Genomic DNA, 14818 nt, shown 5'->3' with positions numbered 1-14818 from the left:
GCGGGCGAGGACGGGAGACGGATGCCGCGACCCGGCGCGCGCGAGTTGCCCGGGCCGCGCCGCATCCGGGAGGCTGGGCGGAGCCCGGCTTGCACCCTGGGCTTTTGCGCCGATCCGACGGAGAGATGTGAACGACCCAGCGATCCCACCGATGCCCTCCGCCGCGCCAGCGCCAGCGCCCTCCGCGCCGCCCGCCGGCGCGCCCTCGGCCGCGCCCGATCGGTCCGCGCCGTCCGCCGCGCCCGATCCGTCCGCGGCCGACGGCGTGGACGACGTCGCAGCGCTCGACCTCCGAGGCCTCCACAAGCGCTTCGGCCAGAAGGCGGCCGTGGTCGACCTCAGCCTGCGCGTGCCGGTCTGGTCGTTCTACGGGCTCGTCGGACCCAACGGCGCCGGCAAGACCACGACGCTGTCGATGGCGACGGGGCTGCTCGCGCCCGGCGCCGGCCAGGCGCTCGTGCACGGCGTCGACATGTGGCGCGAGCCCGTGCGGGCGAAGGCGATGGTCGGCAACCTCGCCGACGGCGTGAAGCTGTTCGACCGGCTCACCGGCGAGCAGCTCGTCACCTACAACGGGCTGCTGTACGGCCTGCCGCACGATGAGATCGCCCAGCGCACGGCGGACCTCCTCTCCCTCATGGACATGACGGATGCCGCGGGCACGATGGTCGTCGACTACTCGGCGGGCATGACCAAGAAGATCGCACTCGCGTGCGCCTTGGTGCACGCGCCGCGGCTGCTCGTGCTGGACGAGCCGTTCGAGTCGGTGGACCCCGTCTCGGCCGCCAACATCGAGGACATCCTTGCCGGCTACGTCGCCGGCGGCGGCACTGTTATCGTCTCCAGCCACTCGATGGATCTCGTCCAGCGCATGTGCGACCACGTCGCGATCGTCGCGGCGGGGCGCCTCCTCGTCGCGGGCACCGTCGACGACGTGCGCGCGGGCCGATCGCTGCAGGACCGCTTCGTTGAGCTCGTCGGCGGCCGCCGCCACACGGAAGGCCCCGAATGGTTGCGACGCTCCTGAGGCTGCGGTTCCGCGTCCTCGGCAATCAGCTCGCGCGCAGTCCGTGGCAGCTCGTCGGATTCATCTTCGGCGCGCTGTACGGAGTCCTGGTCCTCGTGGGCATCGTGGCGGCGCTCGTGCTGCTCGGGTTCGGCGACGTCGGTCTCGCGGGCACGGTCATCGTCGGCGCGGGGTCGCTCGTGACGCTGGGGTGGGCGCTCATCCCGCTCGTGGCGTTCGGCGTCGACACGACGCTCGATCCGGAGCGGCTCGTGGTCTTCCCGATGTCCACGACGCGGATGATGGTCGCGCTCACCGTCGTCGCGATGTGCGGCATCCCCGGAATGATCACCTCGGCGGCCGCGCTCGCCACCGTCGCGACGTGGGCGCACTGGCCGGCCGCGGTCGGGGCCTGGCTGGTGAGCACACCGGTGGCGGTGCTCACCGCGGTCGTCGCCTCGCGGGCGGTGTCGACGGTCGCCTCCGGTGTGGGCAGCGGGCGACGCTTCCGCGAGGTGGCCGGCATCCTCATCTTCATCCCGCTCATCCTCGCCGGGCCGATCATCGTCGGCCTCGCCTCCGGCGTCGCGGTCAACGCCGCGACGCTCGCCGAAGTGGTGCCGCTCCTGGGCTGGACCCCGCTCGGCGCGGCGTGGGCGGTGCCCGCCGACGCGGCGACCGGCGACCTCGGCGCGGCCGCGGCGAAGCTGCTGATCGCGCTCGTCACGCTCGCGGCGCTGTGGCTGCTGTGGCGTGCGGCGCTCGCCCGCTCGCTGGTCCGTCCGCGGCACACCTCGGCCGCCGCGGTGCGACCCGGAGCGCTCGGCTGGTTCGGTCCTGTGCCGACCGGAGCCACCGGCGCGATCTTCGCCCGCGCCGTGACCTACTGGACGCGCGATCCCCGGTACCTCCGCCAGCTCATCGCGGTGCCCCTCGTGCCGGTGCTCCTCTGGTTCTACGCCCGAGAGGGCGACCCGCTCGTGGCGCTGGCGTTCTCCGCCCCGATCATCGCCTTCATCATCGGCATCGTCGTCTACGCCGACATCTCGTACGACGGCACGGCCTTCGGTACCGAGCTCGCCACCGGCGCGCGGGGCCGCGCCGACCGGCTGGGCCGGATCCTGGCCGCAGCGGCCCTCGCGGTGCCGCTGGTCGTGCTGGCGGCGATCCTGCCGTTCGCCTTCGCGGGGGACTGGACGCAGTTCCCCGGCGTGCTCGGCATGGCGCTCGGGATACTCTTCACCTGCTACGGCGTCTGCGCGGTGACGTCGGCTCAGCTCGTGGTGCCGGTGGCGGGCTCGGGCGACAACCCCTTCAAGCGCGTGCCCGGCACGACGTTCCTCCAGGGCCTCGCGTTCTTCGGCATCTGGCTGGTGGCGCTCGCGCTGTCGGCTCCCGCCGTGATCGTCGGGTTCATCGCCTACTTCACCCAGAACTCCGCCCTCAGCTGGGTCGCCCTCGCGGTCGGCATCGTGCTCGGCGTCGCGGTGCTCGTCGCGGGCATCCTGATCGGCGGCCGGATGCTCGACAGCACCGGACCCGTCCTGCTCGCCCGACTGAAGGCGATGAAGAACGCCTGACCGGCTGGCCCCGGCACGCCCGGCGCTCGCCGCGAGCCAGGGGACTCGCGTCGAGACCGAGGGCGATCTGCTCAGTTTCGGTGAGAACGCCCCGGTTTCGGCGGGGGAGCGGATGCCGCGGCGCGGTGTCAGGCGGAGGTGAGGCGCTCGAGCAGCTCGCGGTAGCGATCGGCGGTGCGCTCGATGACCTCGGCGGGCAGTGCGGGGGGCTCGCCCTCGCGCGGTGCCGGCCAGTTGGCCGCGAGCCAGTTGCGGACGATCTGCTTGTCGAAGCTCGCCATGCGCTCTTCGGGAGTGGTGCCCGAGGCCCAGGCTGCGGCATCCCAGTATCGTGACGAGTCGCTCGTGAGCACCTCGTCGGCGAGCGTGAGCACGCCGTTCTCGTCGAGACCGAACTCGAACTTGGTGTCGGCGAGGATCACGCCGTGCGCCTCGGCGGTCGCCGCGGCGCGCGCGTAGATCTCGAGCGAGAGATCGCGCAGCCCGGCCGCGCGCTCGGCGCCGACCAGCTCCACGGTGCGCTCGTACGAGATGTTCTCGTCGTGCTCGCCCATCGGCGCCTTGTAGGCGGGGGTGTAGATCGGCTCGGGCAGGCGGTCGCCGTTGGACAGCCCCTCGGGCAGCGCGATGCCGCACACGGTGCCGCTCTCGCGGTACTCGGCCCACCCGGAGCCGGTCAGGTATCCGCGCACGACGCACTCGATCGGCAGCATGTCGAGACTCTTCACGACCATCGCGCGACCGATGACCTCGTCGGGGATCAGGCGCTGCAGGTCGTCGGCGGTATTGGCCACGCCGTCGGCCCCGCGCGTGAGCGTGTGCGAGGCCGCGAGATGGTTCGGGATGCCGCGGCCGCCGTCCGCGCCGGCGAGCCGGTCGAACCACCAGAGGCTGAGGGTCGTGAGCAGCTCGCCCTTGCCCGGGATGCCCGGCGACAGCACGTGGTCGAACGCGCTGACGCGGTCGCTCGCCACGACGAGCATCCGCTCCGGAGTCGCACCCTCCGGCGTCGCCTCGGGGACATACAGGTCGCGCACCTTGCCGGAGTAGACGTGGCGCCAGCCGGGGAGCTCGGTCGTGGGGGTGGGGGTAGCCGTCACCCGTCCATTATCCCGGCTGGTGCGAACGCGTTTCGGGTGAGGTGCGCAGGCGGGCGTTCAGGGGGTGATCGCGTCGACGTGCGCGTAGGCCTCGGCGATGATCGCGGGCCAGCGGGCTGCGGCATCCGTTCCCACCGTCGCCCATTCGCGCATCGGCTTGCCGCGCATGACGACCGGCTGCGCCTCGCCCGCCTCGGCCAGCTCGCCGACGCGGCTCTCGGGCAGCTTCACCATCAGCTCACCGTCGAACGTCACGCAGGCGAACACCTTGCCGCGGACGTTCAGGCCTTCTGAGCCGAACATCGCGCCGATCGAGACGTCGGGGCGCGTCGTCCACTCGGCCGCGATCGGGTCGAAGATCGCGTACGACTCCGGGAACTTCTGCCGACGGGCCGCGCCCTTGTCTGCCATGACCTCACCGTACGGCCGGCCGCCGACACCGCGCCAGGGTGGTGCCTCGCGTGCGGGTCGCCCGAAGAAGGCGTATAGTCCACGTGGACTAATCAACCTGGAGTGCTCATGAAGGACGCCGTCGATCGCCTCACGCCGCTCGGCCTGATGGTGCTCGCGCTGCTCGGCGAGGGCGACATGCACCCGTACGAGATGATCCGGCTCATGCGCTTCCGCCGCGACGACCGGCTCGTCGCGATCACGAACGGCACGGTGTACCACACGGTCGCCCGGCTCGAACGGGTGGGGCTGCTCGCCGAGCTCGGCGTCGACCGCGAGGGCAACCGTCCCGAGCGCACCACGTACATGCGGACGGATGCCGGAGCAGCGGCGGTCCTCGAATGGGTGCGTCGCGAGCTGCCCCGGGTGGACCGGCCGGCCGAGTTCCGCGTCGCGCTCGCCGAGGCGCACAACCTGGAGCGTGCAGAGGCCACCGCGCTGCTGCGCGAGCGCCGGGTCGCGCTCGCCGAGGCGCACCGGGTCGTCGCCGAGGGTCACGCCGGCGCACGGGCCAAGGGCGTGCCGCTGCAGTACCTGCTCGAGATCGACCGCGCCGAGGCGCTCGACCGCGCCGAGCTCGAGTGGCTCGACCGTCTGATCGTCCGCATCGACGACCCCGACTTCCCGTGGGGCTCCGACCCGGAGCCCTCGGACCGTTACATCGCCCAGAGAGAGGCAGCGCGACAGTGAACGACGCTTCGACAAGCTCAGCGACCGGGGGCACGCGCTCGGCGACCGGGGGCACGAGCTCAGCGACCGGGGGCGCCGGCCCGGCGAACGGGAACACAGCAGCCTCCCCGCGCACGGCGTCCGCGCACCCGCCCACCGGCGTCTACGCCGAGGGGCACAAGCCGCGCAGCCCGTGGCCAGCGCTGTGGGCGCTGGTCATCGGGTTCTTCATGATCCTCGTCGACACAACGATCGTGTCGGTGGCCAACCCGGCCATCAAGGCGGCGCTCGACCCCGACACCAACAACCTCGACAACGTGGTGTGGGTGACGTCGGCCTACCTGCTGGCGTACGCGGTGCCGCTCCTGATCACCGGGCGCCTGGGCGACCGGTTCGGGCCGAAGTACATGTATCTCGGGGGTCTCGCGATCTTCACGCTCGCCTCCCTCGGCTGCGGCCTGTCGCCGACGCTGGGCGCCCTGATCGCGTTCCGTGCCGTGCAGGGTCTCGGCGCGGCACTCATGACACCGCAGACGATGGCGATCATCACGCGCACCTTCCCGCCGAACCAGCGGGGCGCGGCGATGGGGCTGTGGGGTGCGACATCCGGCGTCGCCATGCTCGTCGGCCCGCTCGCCGGCGGCCTGCTCGTGGACGGCCTGGGCTGGGAGTGGATCTTCTTCGTCAACATCCCGGTCGGCATCGTGGGCTTCGTGCTGGCGTGGATCCTCGTGCCCAAGCTCGAGACCCACCCGCACAAGTTCGATCTCGTCGGCGTGTTCCTCAGCGCCGCCGCCCTCTTCCTCATCGTGTTCGGCCTGCAGGAGGGCGAGACCTACGACTGGGGCGTCATCTGGGGGCCGATCACGGTGTGGGGCCTCATCCTCGCCGGGGTCATCGTCATGGCGCTGTTCATCTGGCAGCAGGCGAAGACCACGAGCGAGCCGCTGGTGCCGCTGGAGCTCTTCCGCGACCGCAACTTCTCGGTCGCGAACATCGGCATCGCGACCGTCGGCTTCACCGTGACGAGCATGTCGCTGCCGCTGATGTTCTTCCTGCAGCTGGCCCGCGGCCTCACTCCCACCGAGTCGGCGCTGCTGCTGATCCCCACCGCGGTCGCCGCCGGCGTGCTGTCGCCGCTGGCCGGCAGATGGCTCGACCGCACCGACCCGCGGGTGCTGCTGGTGCCGGGCCTGCTCCTGGTCGCGGGCGCGCTGGTGCTCTACTCGGTGCTGATGAACCTCGACACCCCCGTCTGGGCGTTCCTCATCCCGGCGTTCATCCTGGGGGTCGGCAACGCCGGCATGTGGGGCCCGCTGGCGACCACCGCGACCCGCAACCTCGCGCCGCGGCAGGCCGGGGCCGGCGCCGGCATCTACAACACGACCCGCACGATCGGCTCGGTGCTGGGCTCGGCCGCGATCGCCGTGTTCATGCAGAGCCGCATCGAGGCGAACATCCCGGGCGCTGCCGAGGCACCCGGCGGCAGCTTCGGCTCCGGCGCGCTGCCGGAGGCCGTGGCCGAGCCGTTCGCGACGGCGATGGCCCAGTCGGTGCTGCTGTCGGCAGCGGTGCTGCTCATCGGGGTCGTCGCGGTGCTGTTCCTCCGCCGCCCGACGGCCACCTCGACCGAGGAGTGGCAGGCCGCGAACGAGGCCGTGGCGGCAGGCGACTGACCTCACGGCCTCGGCGCACCGACGCCCCACGGCGTCGGCGCACCGACGCGCGCCGCTACTCCCGTGCACGGGGGTTGTCAAGAGGTTGGCTGCAGTTCCGGATGCCGCCGACCATGGTTGCATGACCGGACTTGCAGTGATCCTGCTCATCGTCGGAATCGTCTTGCTGCTCCTCGGTGTCTTCATCGAGGCGGCGAAGTTCCTGCTGTGGATCGGCCTCGTGATCATCGTCATCGCCGTGATCGCCTGGCTGATGCGCTTCATCCGTCGTCAGACCTGAGTCCCCCAGCTCGGGTCTTCGGACGCCCGCAGAGTCCTCGGGACTCCAGGTGTCGCCGGGACGCCGGCCCCGCATGTCCCCCAGCATGCGGCGCCGGCGTCCTTTCTGTGTGGGCGCGGGATCCCGCTCCGCGCGCGCCGGGAGAGTGCCATCTCGACACATCGACCTGCGCGGCGAGCGATACCGCGGTTCGACGCTCGGCTCGGTTGCGAAGCCGCCCGTTCGCCGCTCAGCGCCGACCGCGGCCGCGCTCGTGAGCCCAGATCGCGAGCTCCACGCGGTTACGGGCGCCGAGCTTGGCCATGATGCTCGCAAGATGCGTCTTCACCGTGCTCAGCGAGACGTGCAGCTCGTCGCCGATCTCGCTGTTGCCGAGCCCGCGTGCAACGCCGGCGAGTACCGCCTCCTCGCGCTCGGTGAGCGGGCTCGACGGCGGCACGGGCGGTTCCGGCGTCGCGCCGGCGAAGGCCTCGATCAGCCGCACCGTGACGTTCGGGTCGATGAGCGCATCTCCCCGTGCGGCCGCGCGCACCGCCTCCGCGAGCAGCACGGCACCGGCATCCTTCAGCAGGAACCCGCGCGCGCCCGACCGCAGCGCCTCGTACACGTACTCGTCGAGGTCGACGGTCGTGATCACCACGACGGCGATCGGATCGACGACGTCTGCGCCGGCGAGGGCGCGGGTCGCCGCGAGCCCGTCCATCACGGGCATGCGGATGTCGAGCAGGCACACGTCGGGGCGCAGGCTGCGTGCCAGCGCGACGGCCTCCGCGCCGTCGGCGGCCTCGCCGATCACGTCGATGTCGGGCTGGGCGTCGAGGATCATGCGCAGCCCGGTGCGCACCAGGTCCTGGTCGTCGGCGACCACCACGCGCACGGTCATGCCGTCCATCCTGCCCGCGGGATGGCCGCGACGACCGCCCAGCCGCTGCCGTCGGGCGCCGGACCCGCCTCGCACGTTCCGCCGAGCAGCGCCGCCCGCTCGCCCATGCCGGTGATCCCGTAGCCGGCAGGGGCGGTGGCGGTGCCGCCGCCGTCGTCGCGGACCTCGAGACGCACGCCGCCGGGGTCGACGGCGACGTGCACGTCGATCCGCGTCGCCGCGCGGGCATGACGGCGGGCGTTGGTCACGGCCTCCTGCGCGATCCGGAACACCGCGGCGGCGACCGCCGCCGGAACGCTGTCGACGTCGCCCTCGAGCCGCACCGCCACTGTCGGGCCGCCGGCATCCGTCGTCCCGAGCGCCACGATGTCGGCGAGCCCCGGCGTGGGGGCGAGCGCGTCGTCGGGAGCGCGCAGCACGCCCACCATCGCGCGCATCTCGCGCAGCGTCCGCGACGCCTCGGCCTCGATCGCCTGCAGCACCTGCGCGGTCGCGCCGGGATCCGTCGCGGCGACGGCGGTGCCGGCCTGCGCCTGGATCGCGATCGCCGAGACGTGGTGCGCGACGGTGTCGTGCAGGTCGCGGGCGAGCTGCTCGCGCTCGAGCAGGCGCACCTGCTCGAGCTCGCGGCTGCGGGCGCGCCGCCGCCAGCGCACGGCGAGGCCCAGCGTCGCGACGGTCACCGCCACGGCGACGCCGCCCACGATGTCGGCGACCTCGGGCGGCGAGGCGACGAAGGTCAGCAGCATCCCGATCACGACGAGGGCACCGCCCGCGATCAGCGCCCGCCCCGAGCCCCACCGGAACACCGCGTAGAGCAGGATCAGGAAGTACGCCGTCGTGTACAGCTGCGGGTCACCCGCGGTCGCGAGGCCCACGCCGGTGCCGATGGCGAACGCGATCGCGAGCATCGTGAACGGTCGTGTGCGGCGCCACAGCAGCGTGGGCGCGAGTACGGTGAGCACGACCGCCCACAGCCAGCGCCACGGCACGTCGGGACGGACGGATGCCTCGACCACCGCCAGCGCCGGGATCGCGGCGACGAGCACCCAGTCGCGCCACACCCGCAGGGGCGGCGACGGAACCGCCGCGGGCGCGTCCCAGAGCGCGCGGACCGGGCTCGTCATGCCCTCATGATAGGCGGGCGCCGGCTGCCGTCACCGTGGTTCCGGTGCGCCGGCGCGGGGCGCGGGCACGCCGCCGGATGACGACCTCGGCGACGACCAGGTTGACCGCCCAGCCCGCGGTCATGAGCAGCGTGTACACGACCGGCGAGGGGGTGCCTGCCAGGAGCGTGTACGGGAGGAAGACGAAGACCTGCGTGCCCGCGGCCAGGCCGATCGCGTAGGCGCGCGTCATCCAGGCGCCGTGGGTGCGCACGTCTCCCCGCCGGATGGCGATGAAAGCGACGACGATGGCGGCGGCCATCGTGGTGCCGAGCACCAGGCGCACCGCGGCCAGCCCGGGGCCCGAGACGGCCGTGGGGATGTCGTAGAACGCCGTCATCCAGAGGGCCGAGAGCGCTGAGAGCAGTCCGGCCGGTGCTACGATGCGTCCGGCGAGGCGGTGCCAGCGCCTGCGCCGCAAGGACGGCGCGAACTGCAGCGCGCCGAGGACGAGGAAGACGCTCGAACCGACGATGTGCGTCACGACGGGCACCGGCGAGTCGAAGAAGCGCGCGTTCTCGGCGGTGACGGCGGCCCCCGTCGTGAGCTGGGTGAGGCGGGCCGAGCCCGCCACGATCGGCACGAGGCTCAGAGCGATGAGGCCGGCGGGCACGAGCCATTCGGGGCGCCGCCGAGTCTTCGGCGGGCGGGTCGGGGTTGTCATGCCGCCATGCTCGCGAGGACGGATGCCTCGCCGCATCGGCCGCGCGGTCCGAACCGCCTCGTCCGATCGGGTGAGTCGAACGTCGCGTTCTGGACTCCTCAGCGTTCGCCGGCGTGCCGGGCGGCGATGGGCATGACGGATGCCTCAGCCTGCGTGCTTCGCCGCCTTCGGCGCCTTCGCGATCGGCGCGGACGGGGATGCCGCATCCGTTCTGTCCGGTTTCCTGGCGGCCGGCGCAGTCGTGCGCGGCGCGTGGAGGTAGTGGTCGATGACGTACTCGGCGATCGCGATCGAGCTGGTCGCGGCGGGCGACGGCGCGTTGCGCAGCAGCGTGACGGGACCGACCTGGTCGACGGCGAAGTCGTCGAGGAGCTCGCCGGCGCGGCCCCAGGCCTGCGCGCGGACGCCGGCGCCGTGCTTGTGGGTGAGATCGGACGAGCGCAGCTCGGGGATGAACCGGCGCGCCTTCTGGAAGTACAGCGGCTTGATCAGCGACCCGGAGATCTCGTCGACGCCCATCTTCCAGTGCTGCTTTGCGAGCGGCCACGCGCCCGGCCAGCGGAGGGACTCGAACGTGTCCTTCACCGACCACTGCAGCCAGTTGTACCCCTCGCGCGCGAGCGCCGGCACCGCGTTCGGGCCGACGTGCACGTTGTCGTAGACGCCGCGCGTGAAGTGCACGCCCAGGAACGGGAACCGGGGGTCGGGCACCGGGTAGATCATGCCCTTGACCAGGTCGGTCCGCGACGGTGAGAGCTCCCAGTACTCGCCGCGGAACGGCAGGATCTTCGGCGACGGATCGGCGCCGACGAATCGCGCGACCACGTCGGACTGCAGCCCCGCGCACACGATGACCCGGTCGAACACGTCCTCCGACACCGGCGTGACGACTCGCACCCGGCCGTTCTCGAGCGTCATCGCGGTGACCTCGTGGCCGAGGCGCACCTCGCCGCCCGCGGCGCGGACGTCCTGCGCCATCGCCTCGGTGATGCTGGCGTAGTCCACCACCGCGGTGCGCGGCGAGTGCACCGCCGCGACACCCGCGACGTGCGGCTCGATCTCGCGCAGCCGCTCGACGTCGTCGATGCGGGTCAGATCGGGCACGCCGTTCTCGAGCGAGCGCCGCTCGATCTCGGCCAGCGCGTCGAGTTCGGACTCGTCCACCGCGACCACGAGCTTGCCGACCTCCCGGTACGGCAGCCCTTTCTCTTCGCAGAACTCCCGGATCGACACCCGCCCGGCCGCGCACAGCGTCGCCTTCAGCGACCCCGGCTTGTAGTACAGGCCTGCGTGCACGACGCCGGAGTTGTGCCCGGTCTGGTGCTGCGACAGCCGGCTCTCCTTCTCGAGCACCGTGACCTCATCGCCCCGCGCGCTCAGGGCACGGGCCAGGGCAACGCCCACGATGCCGCCGCCGACGACTCCCGTCCGTCGCGTCGCGCCCGCTGTCACCGGATCCCCACCTTCACATATTCCTTTGAATCACTCCTCGCGCAGGCACCCGCCGTCGGCGTTCACGCCGCCGAGGTCGATCGTCACGCCGCCCGACGTGTCGATCGAGCCGTAGACGCACCCGCCCGAGACCCCGGCGCCGAACAGCAGGCCGTCGCCGACGACGCGCGTCTCGACGTCGGCCGCACCGGCGGCCTCGAGCGCGTCGCGCACCGCGTCCTCGGTGACGGCGCCGGTCGCCTGGAGCGCCTCGAGCGCGGTCGTCGCGGCGGCCACGAGCGCCTCGTTCGCGACGCGGTGCGCCTGGTCCATCAGCTCCTGGCCCGGCGCGTCGACGTCCACGCCCGCGCAGCCCGTGATCGCCGCCGCCGCGAGAGCCGCCATCGCGAGGAAGGGGACCGTTCGGCGCCGCACGACTCAGAGCCCTTCGGCGACCCGGGCGGCGATGTCGGTGCGGTGCTGACCGCCCTCGAAGCCGATCGCGCCGAGCGCGCGATAGGCACGGTCGCGCGCCTCGGCGAAGGTGGTGGCGACGCCGACCACGTTGAGCACGCGGCCGCCGGTGGCCACGAGGCCGCCGTCGGTCTCGGCCGTCGCCGCGTGGGCGAGGTGCACGCCCTCGACCGCCTCGGCCTCGCGCAGGTCCGTCAGGGCGCGGCCCGTCACGGGCGACGCCGGATAACCCTCGCTCGCGAGCACCACGGTCACGGCCACGTCGTTGGCGAACGCGGGCACGGCGTGGTCTTCGAGATGACCGGATGCCGCGGCCAGCAGCAGCTCCGACAGCGGGTCGACGAGCCGGGGGAGCACCACCTGGGTCTCGGGATCGCCGAAGCGGGCGTTGAACTCGATCACCTTCACGCCGTCGTCGGTGAGGATGAGCCCGGCGTAGAGGAGGCCGATGAAGGGCGTGCCCTCGGCGTCGAGCTGCCGGATGACCGGCTCGGCGATGTCGCGCGTCACGAGCTCGACGAACTCGCGCTCGCTGCCGAAGCGGCCGTCCAGCCACGGCAGCGGCGAGTAGGCCCCCATGCCGCCGGTGTTGGGGCCCTCGTCGCCGTCGAGCAGGCGCTTGTAGTCCTGCGCGGGGCTCAGGGGCAGCACGTGGTCGCCGTCGCTGAGGAAGAAGAGCGAGACCTCGGGACCCGAGAGGAACTCCTCGACGAGCACGGCGCCCGACGGCAGGTACTCGTCGGCGTGGGCGAGGGCCGCGGCGCGGTCGGACGTGACGATGACGCCCTTGCCCGCAGCCAGTCCGTCGGCCTTGACGACGTGCGGCGCACCGAGCTCGTCGAACGCCGCCTCGACCTCGGCGCGCGTGTGCGCGCGCTTCGCGCGGCCGGTCGGAACGCCCGCGGCGTCCATGATCCGCTTGGCGAACGTCTTGGAGCCCTCGAGCTGCGCGGCCTCCTGGCCGGGCCCGAACGCGGGGATGCCACGCTTGCGCACCGCATCGGCGACGCCCGCGACCAGCGGGGCCTCGGGGCCGATGATGACGAGGGCGATGTCGTTGTCGATCGCGAACTGGCTGACCGCCACGGGGTCGTTCTGGTCGAGTGCCACGAGCTGCGCATCCTGGCCGATGCCGGCGTTGCCCGGAGCCGCGAAGATCTCGTGCTCGACCTCCTCCGACCGCAGGGCGAGGATGATGGCGTGCTCTCGCGCGCCCGAGCCGAGGACCAGGATCTTCACGCGTTCCAGCCTACCGGCGGGCCTCCGCGGCGTTTCGGGCGTCGAGGATTCCGGAGACATGCCGAGGGCAGGCGCCCGCAAGGTCTCCGGGCCGCGCGTCTCCTGAGTCTTCGACAGCGCTCCGAACAGGCTTGGGCGGGCCGCGCGTGAAGATCCCGGGCGGGATCGTCCTCGCCGGAGCGCTCACACGCGACCCGGCGGGCTGATCCCGCCCGGAGTTTTCACGCGTAGCCTCGGAGCGTGGCTCGCAAGATCTCGACCGACGACGGCCGCGCGGCCCTGGACGCGGTCGCGCGGGCGGTGGCGGCATCCGTCCCGCCCGCCCGCACCGACAACGCGACGGCCGTGCGCTACCTGCTCCAGCTGCTCGCCGAGAAGGCACCCGGCAACTCCGTCGAGGTGCGCGTGCCGCCGTTCGGTGCCGTCCAGGTGGTCGAGGGCCCGCGGCACACGCGCGGCACGCCGCCGAACGTCGTCGAGACCGATCCCGCGACCTGGATCGCGATCGCCACCGGTGCCGAGCACTGGACGGATGCCGCGACCGCCGGTCGCATCGTCGCCTCGGGCACACGCGCCGACATCTCGGATCTGCTGCCGCTGCGCCCCTGACCGACCCGTCCGCCGACCGCGGTGGGACAATGGCCTCATGGCCCGCGCGCGCGCCGGCACGGCCGGCGACGACGATCACGACGAACACGTCATCCACGAGGAATGGGAATCCGTGGGAGTGCGGCGCGCCCCGCGCATCGGCCACATCATGGGCGCCGGCATCGGCCTGGGGCTCGCGGCTGCGCTGATCCTCACCGTGACCGCCGCGTTCAACGAGCAGCCGGGCGGTCCGCTGTCGACGGGAGCGTCGGGCTACCTGCGGGTCTTCGGGGTGTTCGCCGTCATCTGCGTCGGATTCGGCCTGCTCGTCGCCGGCCTGATCGTGATCGTCCTGGACCGCCGCGGCGCACGCCGGGAGCGTCCCGCGATCGCCGAGCACGCGACGACCCTCACCGACGACCTCGTCTCGCCGATGACCGACGAGGTGCCGCAGTGGGTGCGGGACGCCGAGGGCCTGGACGCCGAGGAGCCCGACGGCCCGGAGCGCCGTCGACCGAAGGGATAATGGAGACATGCCCGAGCACAGCCAGGACCACATCGAGACCGTGCGCGTCCGACGCGCGCCGAAGATCTCGGTGTTCCTCATCCTCGGCGCGGCGCTCGGCGTGCTGGTCGCGATGATCCTCACCTTCGCCTTCAACGGCACCGCGGAGATCAGCCCCAACACCGGCGTCGTGTACTCGCAGGGTCAGGTGTTCGGCTTCCTCACTCTCATCTGCGCGCCCATCGGGCTCGCGCTGGGCGGCATCGTCGCGCTGGTCCTCGACCGTCGCTCGCGCCGCCACACGCGCGAGGTCGCGGTCGACCACGAGTCCGTGCAGGTCGACCCCGAGCGCGGCGCGGACGGAGCCGGCCCGGCTCGCTGACCCGCGACCCCTGGCGTACGCCCCGCGCCCTACGCCAGTTCGGCGATGATCGGGTGGATGGCGGCGTCGAATGCCGCCACATCCCCGCGCAGTCCATCGGTGACGGCGATCGTGAGGGAGCCGATCCACCACACCCCGCGCTGATTCAGCGGCAGCACCTGCACGTTGAGCTCGAACGAGTGCGCGCGACGACCCACCTGCCGCTCGTGCTCCGCGATCGCGCCCGCATAGGCGCGATACGCGGTTCCGGTGCTGTGCGAGACCTCCTTGCGGTAGCGGGCGTGCGCCTCGCGGGCGTAGGCGAGGGCGTCGGCGGCGTGCGGGACGAAGGCGGCGCGGAGCTCGTCGCAGCCCTCGACGGGCAGGGCGAGCACGGTGTCGAAACCGTCCACCAGATCCAGCGGCACGGGGGAGGGGTGCGCCTGCGGCTCGACGGTCATCGCCCAGAACTCGCGCCACTGGCGCTCGAGCATCGCCTGCGCCGTCTCAGACCGGTCGTTGACGCGCGGCGGGATGCCTCGCAGATGCGGCAGCTCTTCCGGCGAGCGGATGCCGAGCACCTGCCGAAGATAGAGGGCGAGAAGGACCGGCTGACCGGCGTCTTCGCGGATCAGCCACTCCGGAGCACCGGCGCCGCCCATGCGGCCCATTCTAGATCCGGGTTCCGACGCACGGCCCGCGGAAGCGCAACGCGACGGCCCCGATCGGCTGCGCCTCGCAGGCCG

Annotated in this window: 17 protein-coding genes; 8 read left to right on the top strand and 9 right to left on the bottom strand. The window is 72.6% G+C overall.

Annotated features, from left to right (window positions below):
* Positions 1 to 151: 151 nt before the first annotated feature.
* Entirely contained in the window at positions 152 to 1027 is an 876-nt protein-coding gene (locus IM767_RS16005) for an ABC transporter ATP-binding protein (protein ID WP_109211905.1), read from the top strand.
* Positions 1009 to 2586 carry a hypothetical protein gene (locus tag IM767_RS16000; RefSeq protein WP_109211906.1) on the top strand — a complete coding sequence of 526 codons (1578 nt, stop codon included), beginning with the start codon at positions 1009 to 1011 and terminating at the stop codon, positions 2584 to 2586. The genes IM767_RS16005 and IM767_RS16000 overlap by 19 nt, the downstream gene beginning before the upstream one ends.
* A gap of 128 nt (positions 2587 to 2714) precedes the next feature.
* Here the strand turns inward: IM767_RS16000 and IM767_RS15995 are convergent, their stop codons facing one another.
* Both IM767_RS15995 and IM767_RS15990 read right to left on the bottom strand, forming a co-directional pair.
* Positions 2715 to 3686 carry a phosphoribosylaminoimidazolesuccinocarboxamide synthase gene (locus IM767_RS15995; RefSeq protein WP_109211907.1) on the bottom strand — a complete coding sequence of 324 codons (972 nt, stop codon included), beginning with the start codon at positions 3684 to 3686 and terminating at the stop codon, positions 2715 to 2717.
* A gap of 57 nt (positions 3687 to 3743) precedes the next feature.
* A complete protein-coding gene (locus IM767_RS15990) occupies positions 3744 to 4097 on the bottom strand; it encodes a TfoX/Sxy family protein (protein ID WP_109211908.1) in 354 nt (117 codons plus the stop codon).
* 108 nt (positions 4098 to 4205) lie between these two features.
* Between IM767_RS15990 and IM767_RS15985 the strand changes: the two genes are divergently transcribed.
* The 3 genes from IM767_RS15985 to IM767_RS15975 all read left to right on the top strand — a co-directional run bounded on the left by IM767_RS15985 (position 4206) and on the right by IM767_RS15975 (position 6761).
* The gene (locus IM767_RS15985) at positions 4206 to 4826 is read left to right on the top strand and encodes a PadR family transcriptional regulator (protein ID WP_109211946.1); all 621 of its coding nucleotides are present in this window, start codon (positions 4206 to 4208) and stop codon (positions 4824 to 4826) included.
* Between the two features lie 182 nt (positions 4827 to 5008).
* Positions 5009 to 6481 (top strand): DHA2 family efflux MFS transporter permease subunit, encoded by a 1473-nt coding sequence (locus IM767_RS15980; RefSeq protein ID WP_198426043.1) that lies wholly within the window; start codon positions 5009 to 5011, stop codon positions 6479 to 6481.
* Between the two features lie 121 nt (positions 6482 to 6602).
* A complete protein-coding gene (locus IM767_RS15975; protein WP_169583593.1) occupies positions 6603 to 6761 on the top strand; it encodes a hypothetical protein in 159 nt (52 codons plus the stop codon).
* A 229-nt stretch (positions 6762 to 6990) separates the two neighbouring features.
* Here IM767_RS15975 and IM767_RS15970 read toward each other — a convergent pair whose 3' ends face one another.
* The 6 genes from IM767_RS15970 to purD all read right to left on the bottom strand — a co-directional run bounded on the left by IM767_RS15970 (position 6991) and on the right by purD (position 12618).
* The gene (locus IM767_RS15970) at positions 6991 to 7644 is read right to left on the bottom strand and encodes a response regulator (RefSeq protein WP_109211910.1); all 654 of its coding nucleotides are present in this window, start codon (positions 7642 to 7644) and stop codon (positions 6991 to 6993) included.
* On the bottom strand, positions 7641 to 8771 hold the full coding sequence (locus tag IM767_RS15965; RefSeq protein ID WP_109211911.1) for a sensor histidine kinase: 1131 nt from the start codon (positions 8769 to 8771) through the stop codon (positions 7641 to 7643). Before IM767_RS15965 ends, IM767_RS15970 begins: the two co-directional genes overlap by 4 nt.
* 4 nt (positions 8772 to 8775) lie before the next feature.
* Positions 8776 to 9474, bottom strand: coding sequence for a DUF2306 domain-containing protein (locus tag IM767_RS15960; protein ID WP_239453468.1), 699 nt, complete (start codon positions 9472 to 9474; stop codon positions 8776 to 8778).
* A 144-nt stretch (positions 9475 to 9618) separates the two neighbouring features.
* Positions 9619 to 10926: an L-2-hydroxyglutarate oxidase gene (gene lhgO / locus IM767_RS15955; RefSeq protein WP_109211913.1), complete on the bottom strand. Its 1308-nt coding sequence runs from the start codon at positions 10924 to 10926 to the stop codon at positions 9619 to 9621.
* A 30-nt stretch (positions 10927 to 10956) separates the two neighbouring features.
* Positions 10957 to 11340, bottom strand: a complete 384-nt coding sequence (locus tag IM767_RS15950; protein ID WP_162564390.1) for a hypothetical protein — start codon at positions 11338 to 11340, stop codon at positions 10957 to 10959.
* A gap of 3 nt (positions 11341 to 11343) precedes the next feature.
* Entirely contained in the window at positions 11344 to 12618 is a 1275-nt protein-coding gene (purD, locus tag IM767_RS15945; RefSeq protein WP_109211915.1) for a phosphoribosylamine--glycine ligase, read from the bottom strand.
* A 240-nt stretch (positions 12619 to 12858) separates the two neighbouring features.
* Here purD and IM767_RS15940 point away from each other — a divergent pair, with 240 nt between their 5' ends.
* From IM767_RS15940 to IM767_RS15930, 3 genes are read left to right on the top strand one after another with little or no spacing between them, the layout of a single operon-like run.
* Positions 12859 to 13227, top strand: a complete 369-nt coding sequence (locus tag IM767_RS15940; RefSeq protein WP_109211916.1) for a sterol carrier family protein — start codon at positions 12859 to 12861, stop codon at positions 13225 to 13227.
* A gap of 37 nt (positions 13228 to 13264) precedes the next feature.
* Positions 13265 to 13732: a hypothetical protein gene (locus IM767_RS15935; RefSeq protein WP_109211917.1), complete on the top strand. Its 468-nt coding sequence runs from the start codon at positions 13265 to 13267 to the stop codon at positions 13730 to 13732.
* 7 nt (positions 13733 to 13739) lie between these two features.
* On the top strand, positions 13740 to 14093 hold the full coding sequence (locus IM767_RS15930) for a potassium transporter Trk (protein ID WP_109211918.1): 354 nt from the start codon (positions 13740 to 13742) through the stop codon (positions 14091 to 14093).
* A gap of 29 nt (positions 14094 to 14122) precedes the next feature.
* On the opposite strand, the gene IM767_RS15925 is transcribed toward IM767_RS15930, so the two are convergent.
* On the bottom strand, positions 14123 to 14734 hold the full coding sequence (locus IM767_RS15925; protein ID WP_109211919.1) for a zinc-binding alcohol dehydrogenase: 612 nt from the start codon (positions 14732 to 14734) through the stop codon (positions 14123 to 14125).
* Between the last annotated feature and the right edge of the window lie 84 nt (positions 14735 to 14818).

Origin of the sequence: Microbacterium ureisolvens, from assembly GCF_015278315.1 — a bacterium.
Lineage (GTDB): Bacteria > Actinomycetota > Actinomycetes > Actinomycetales > Microbacteriaceae > Microbacterium > Microbacterium ureisolvens.
Note: the sequence above shows the minus strand (reverse complement) of the source record. Positions and strands in the feature narration are given on the sequence as shown.

Bases quoted from the DNA above. Each gene is read 5' to 3' on its own strand.
- IM767_RS15960 (WP_239453468.1), bottom strand. From the start codon at position 9,474: ATGACAACCCCGACCCGCCCGCCGAAGACTCGGCGGCGCCCCGAATGG.
- IM767_RS15990 (WP_109211908.1), bottom strand. From the start codon at position 4,097: ATGGCAGACAAGGGCGCGGCCCGTCGGCAGAAGTTCCCGGAGTCGTAC.
- IM767_RS15985 (WP_109211946.1), top strand. From the start codon at position 4,206: ATGAAGGACGCCGTCGATCGCCTCACGCCGCTCGGCCTGATGGTGCTC.
- IM767_RS15970 (WP_109211910.1), bottom strand. From the start codon at position 7,644: ATGACCGTGCGCGTGGTGGTCGCCGACGACCAGGACCTGGTGCGCACC.
- IM767_RS15925 (WP_109211919.1), bottom strand. From the start codon at position 14,734: ATGGGCGGCGCCGGTGCTCCGGAGTGGCTGATCCGCGAAGACGCCGGT.
- IM767_RS15930 (WP_109211918.1), top strand. From the start codon at position 13,740: ATGCCCGAGCACAGCCAGGACCACATCGAGACCGTGCGCGTCCGACGC.
- IM767_RS16005 (WP_109211905.1), top strand. From the start codon at position 152: ATGCCCTCCGCCGCGCCAGCGCCAGCGCCCTCCGCGCCGCCCGCCGGC.
- IM767_RS15975 (WP_169583593.1), top strand. From the start codon at position 6,603: ATGACCGGACTTGCAGTGATCCTGCTCATCGTCGGAATCGTCTTGCTG.
- IM767_RS15935 (WP_109211917.1), top strand. From the start codon at position 13,265: ATGGCCCGCGCGCGCGCCGGCACGGCCGGCGACGACGATCACGACGAA.
- IM767_RS16000 (WP_109211906.1), top strand. From the start codon at position 1,009: ATGGTTGCGACGCTCCTGAGGCTGCGGTTCCGCGTCCTCGGCAATCAG.
- IM767_RS15965 (WP_109211911.1), bottom strand. From the start codon at position 8,771: ATGACGAGCCCGGTCCGCGCGCTCTGGGACGCGCCCGCGGCGGTTCCG.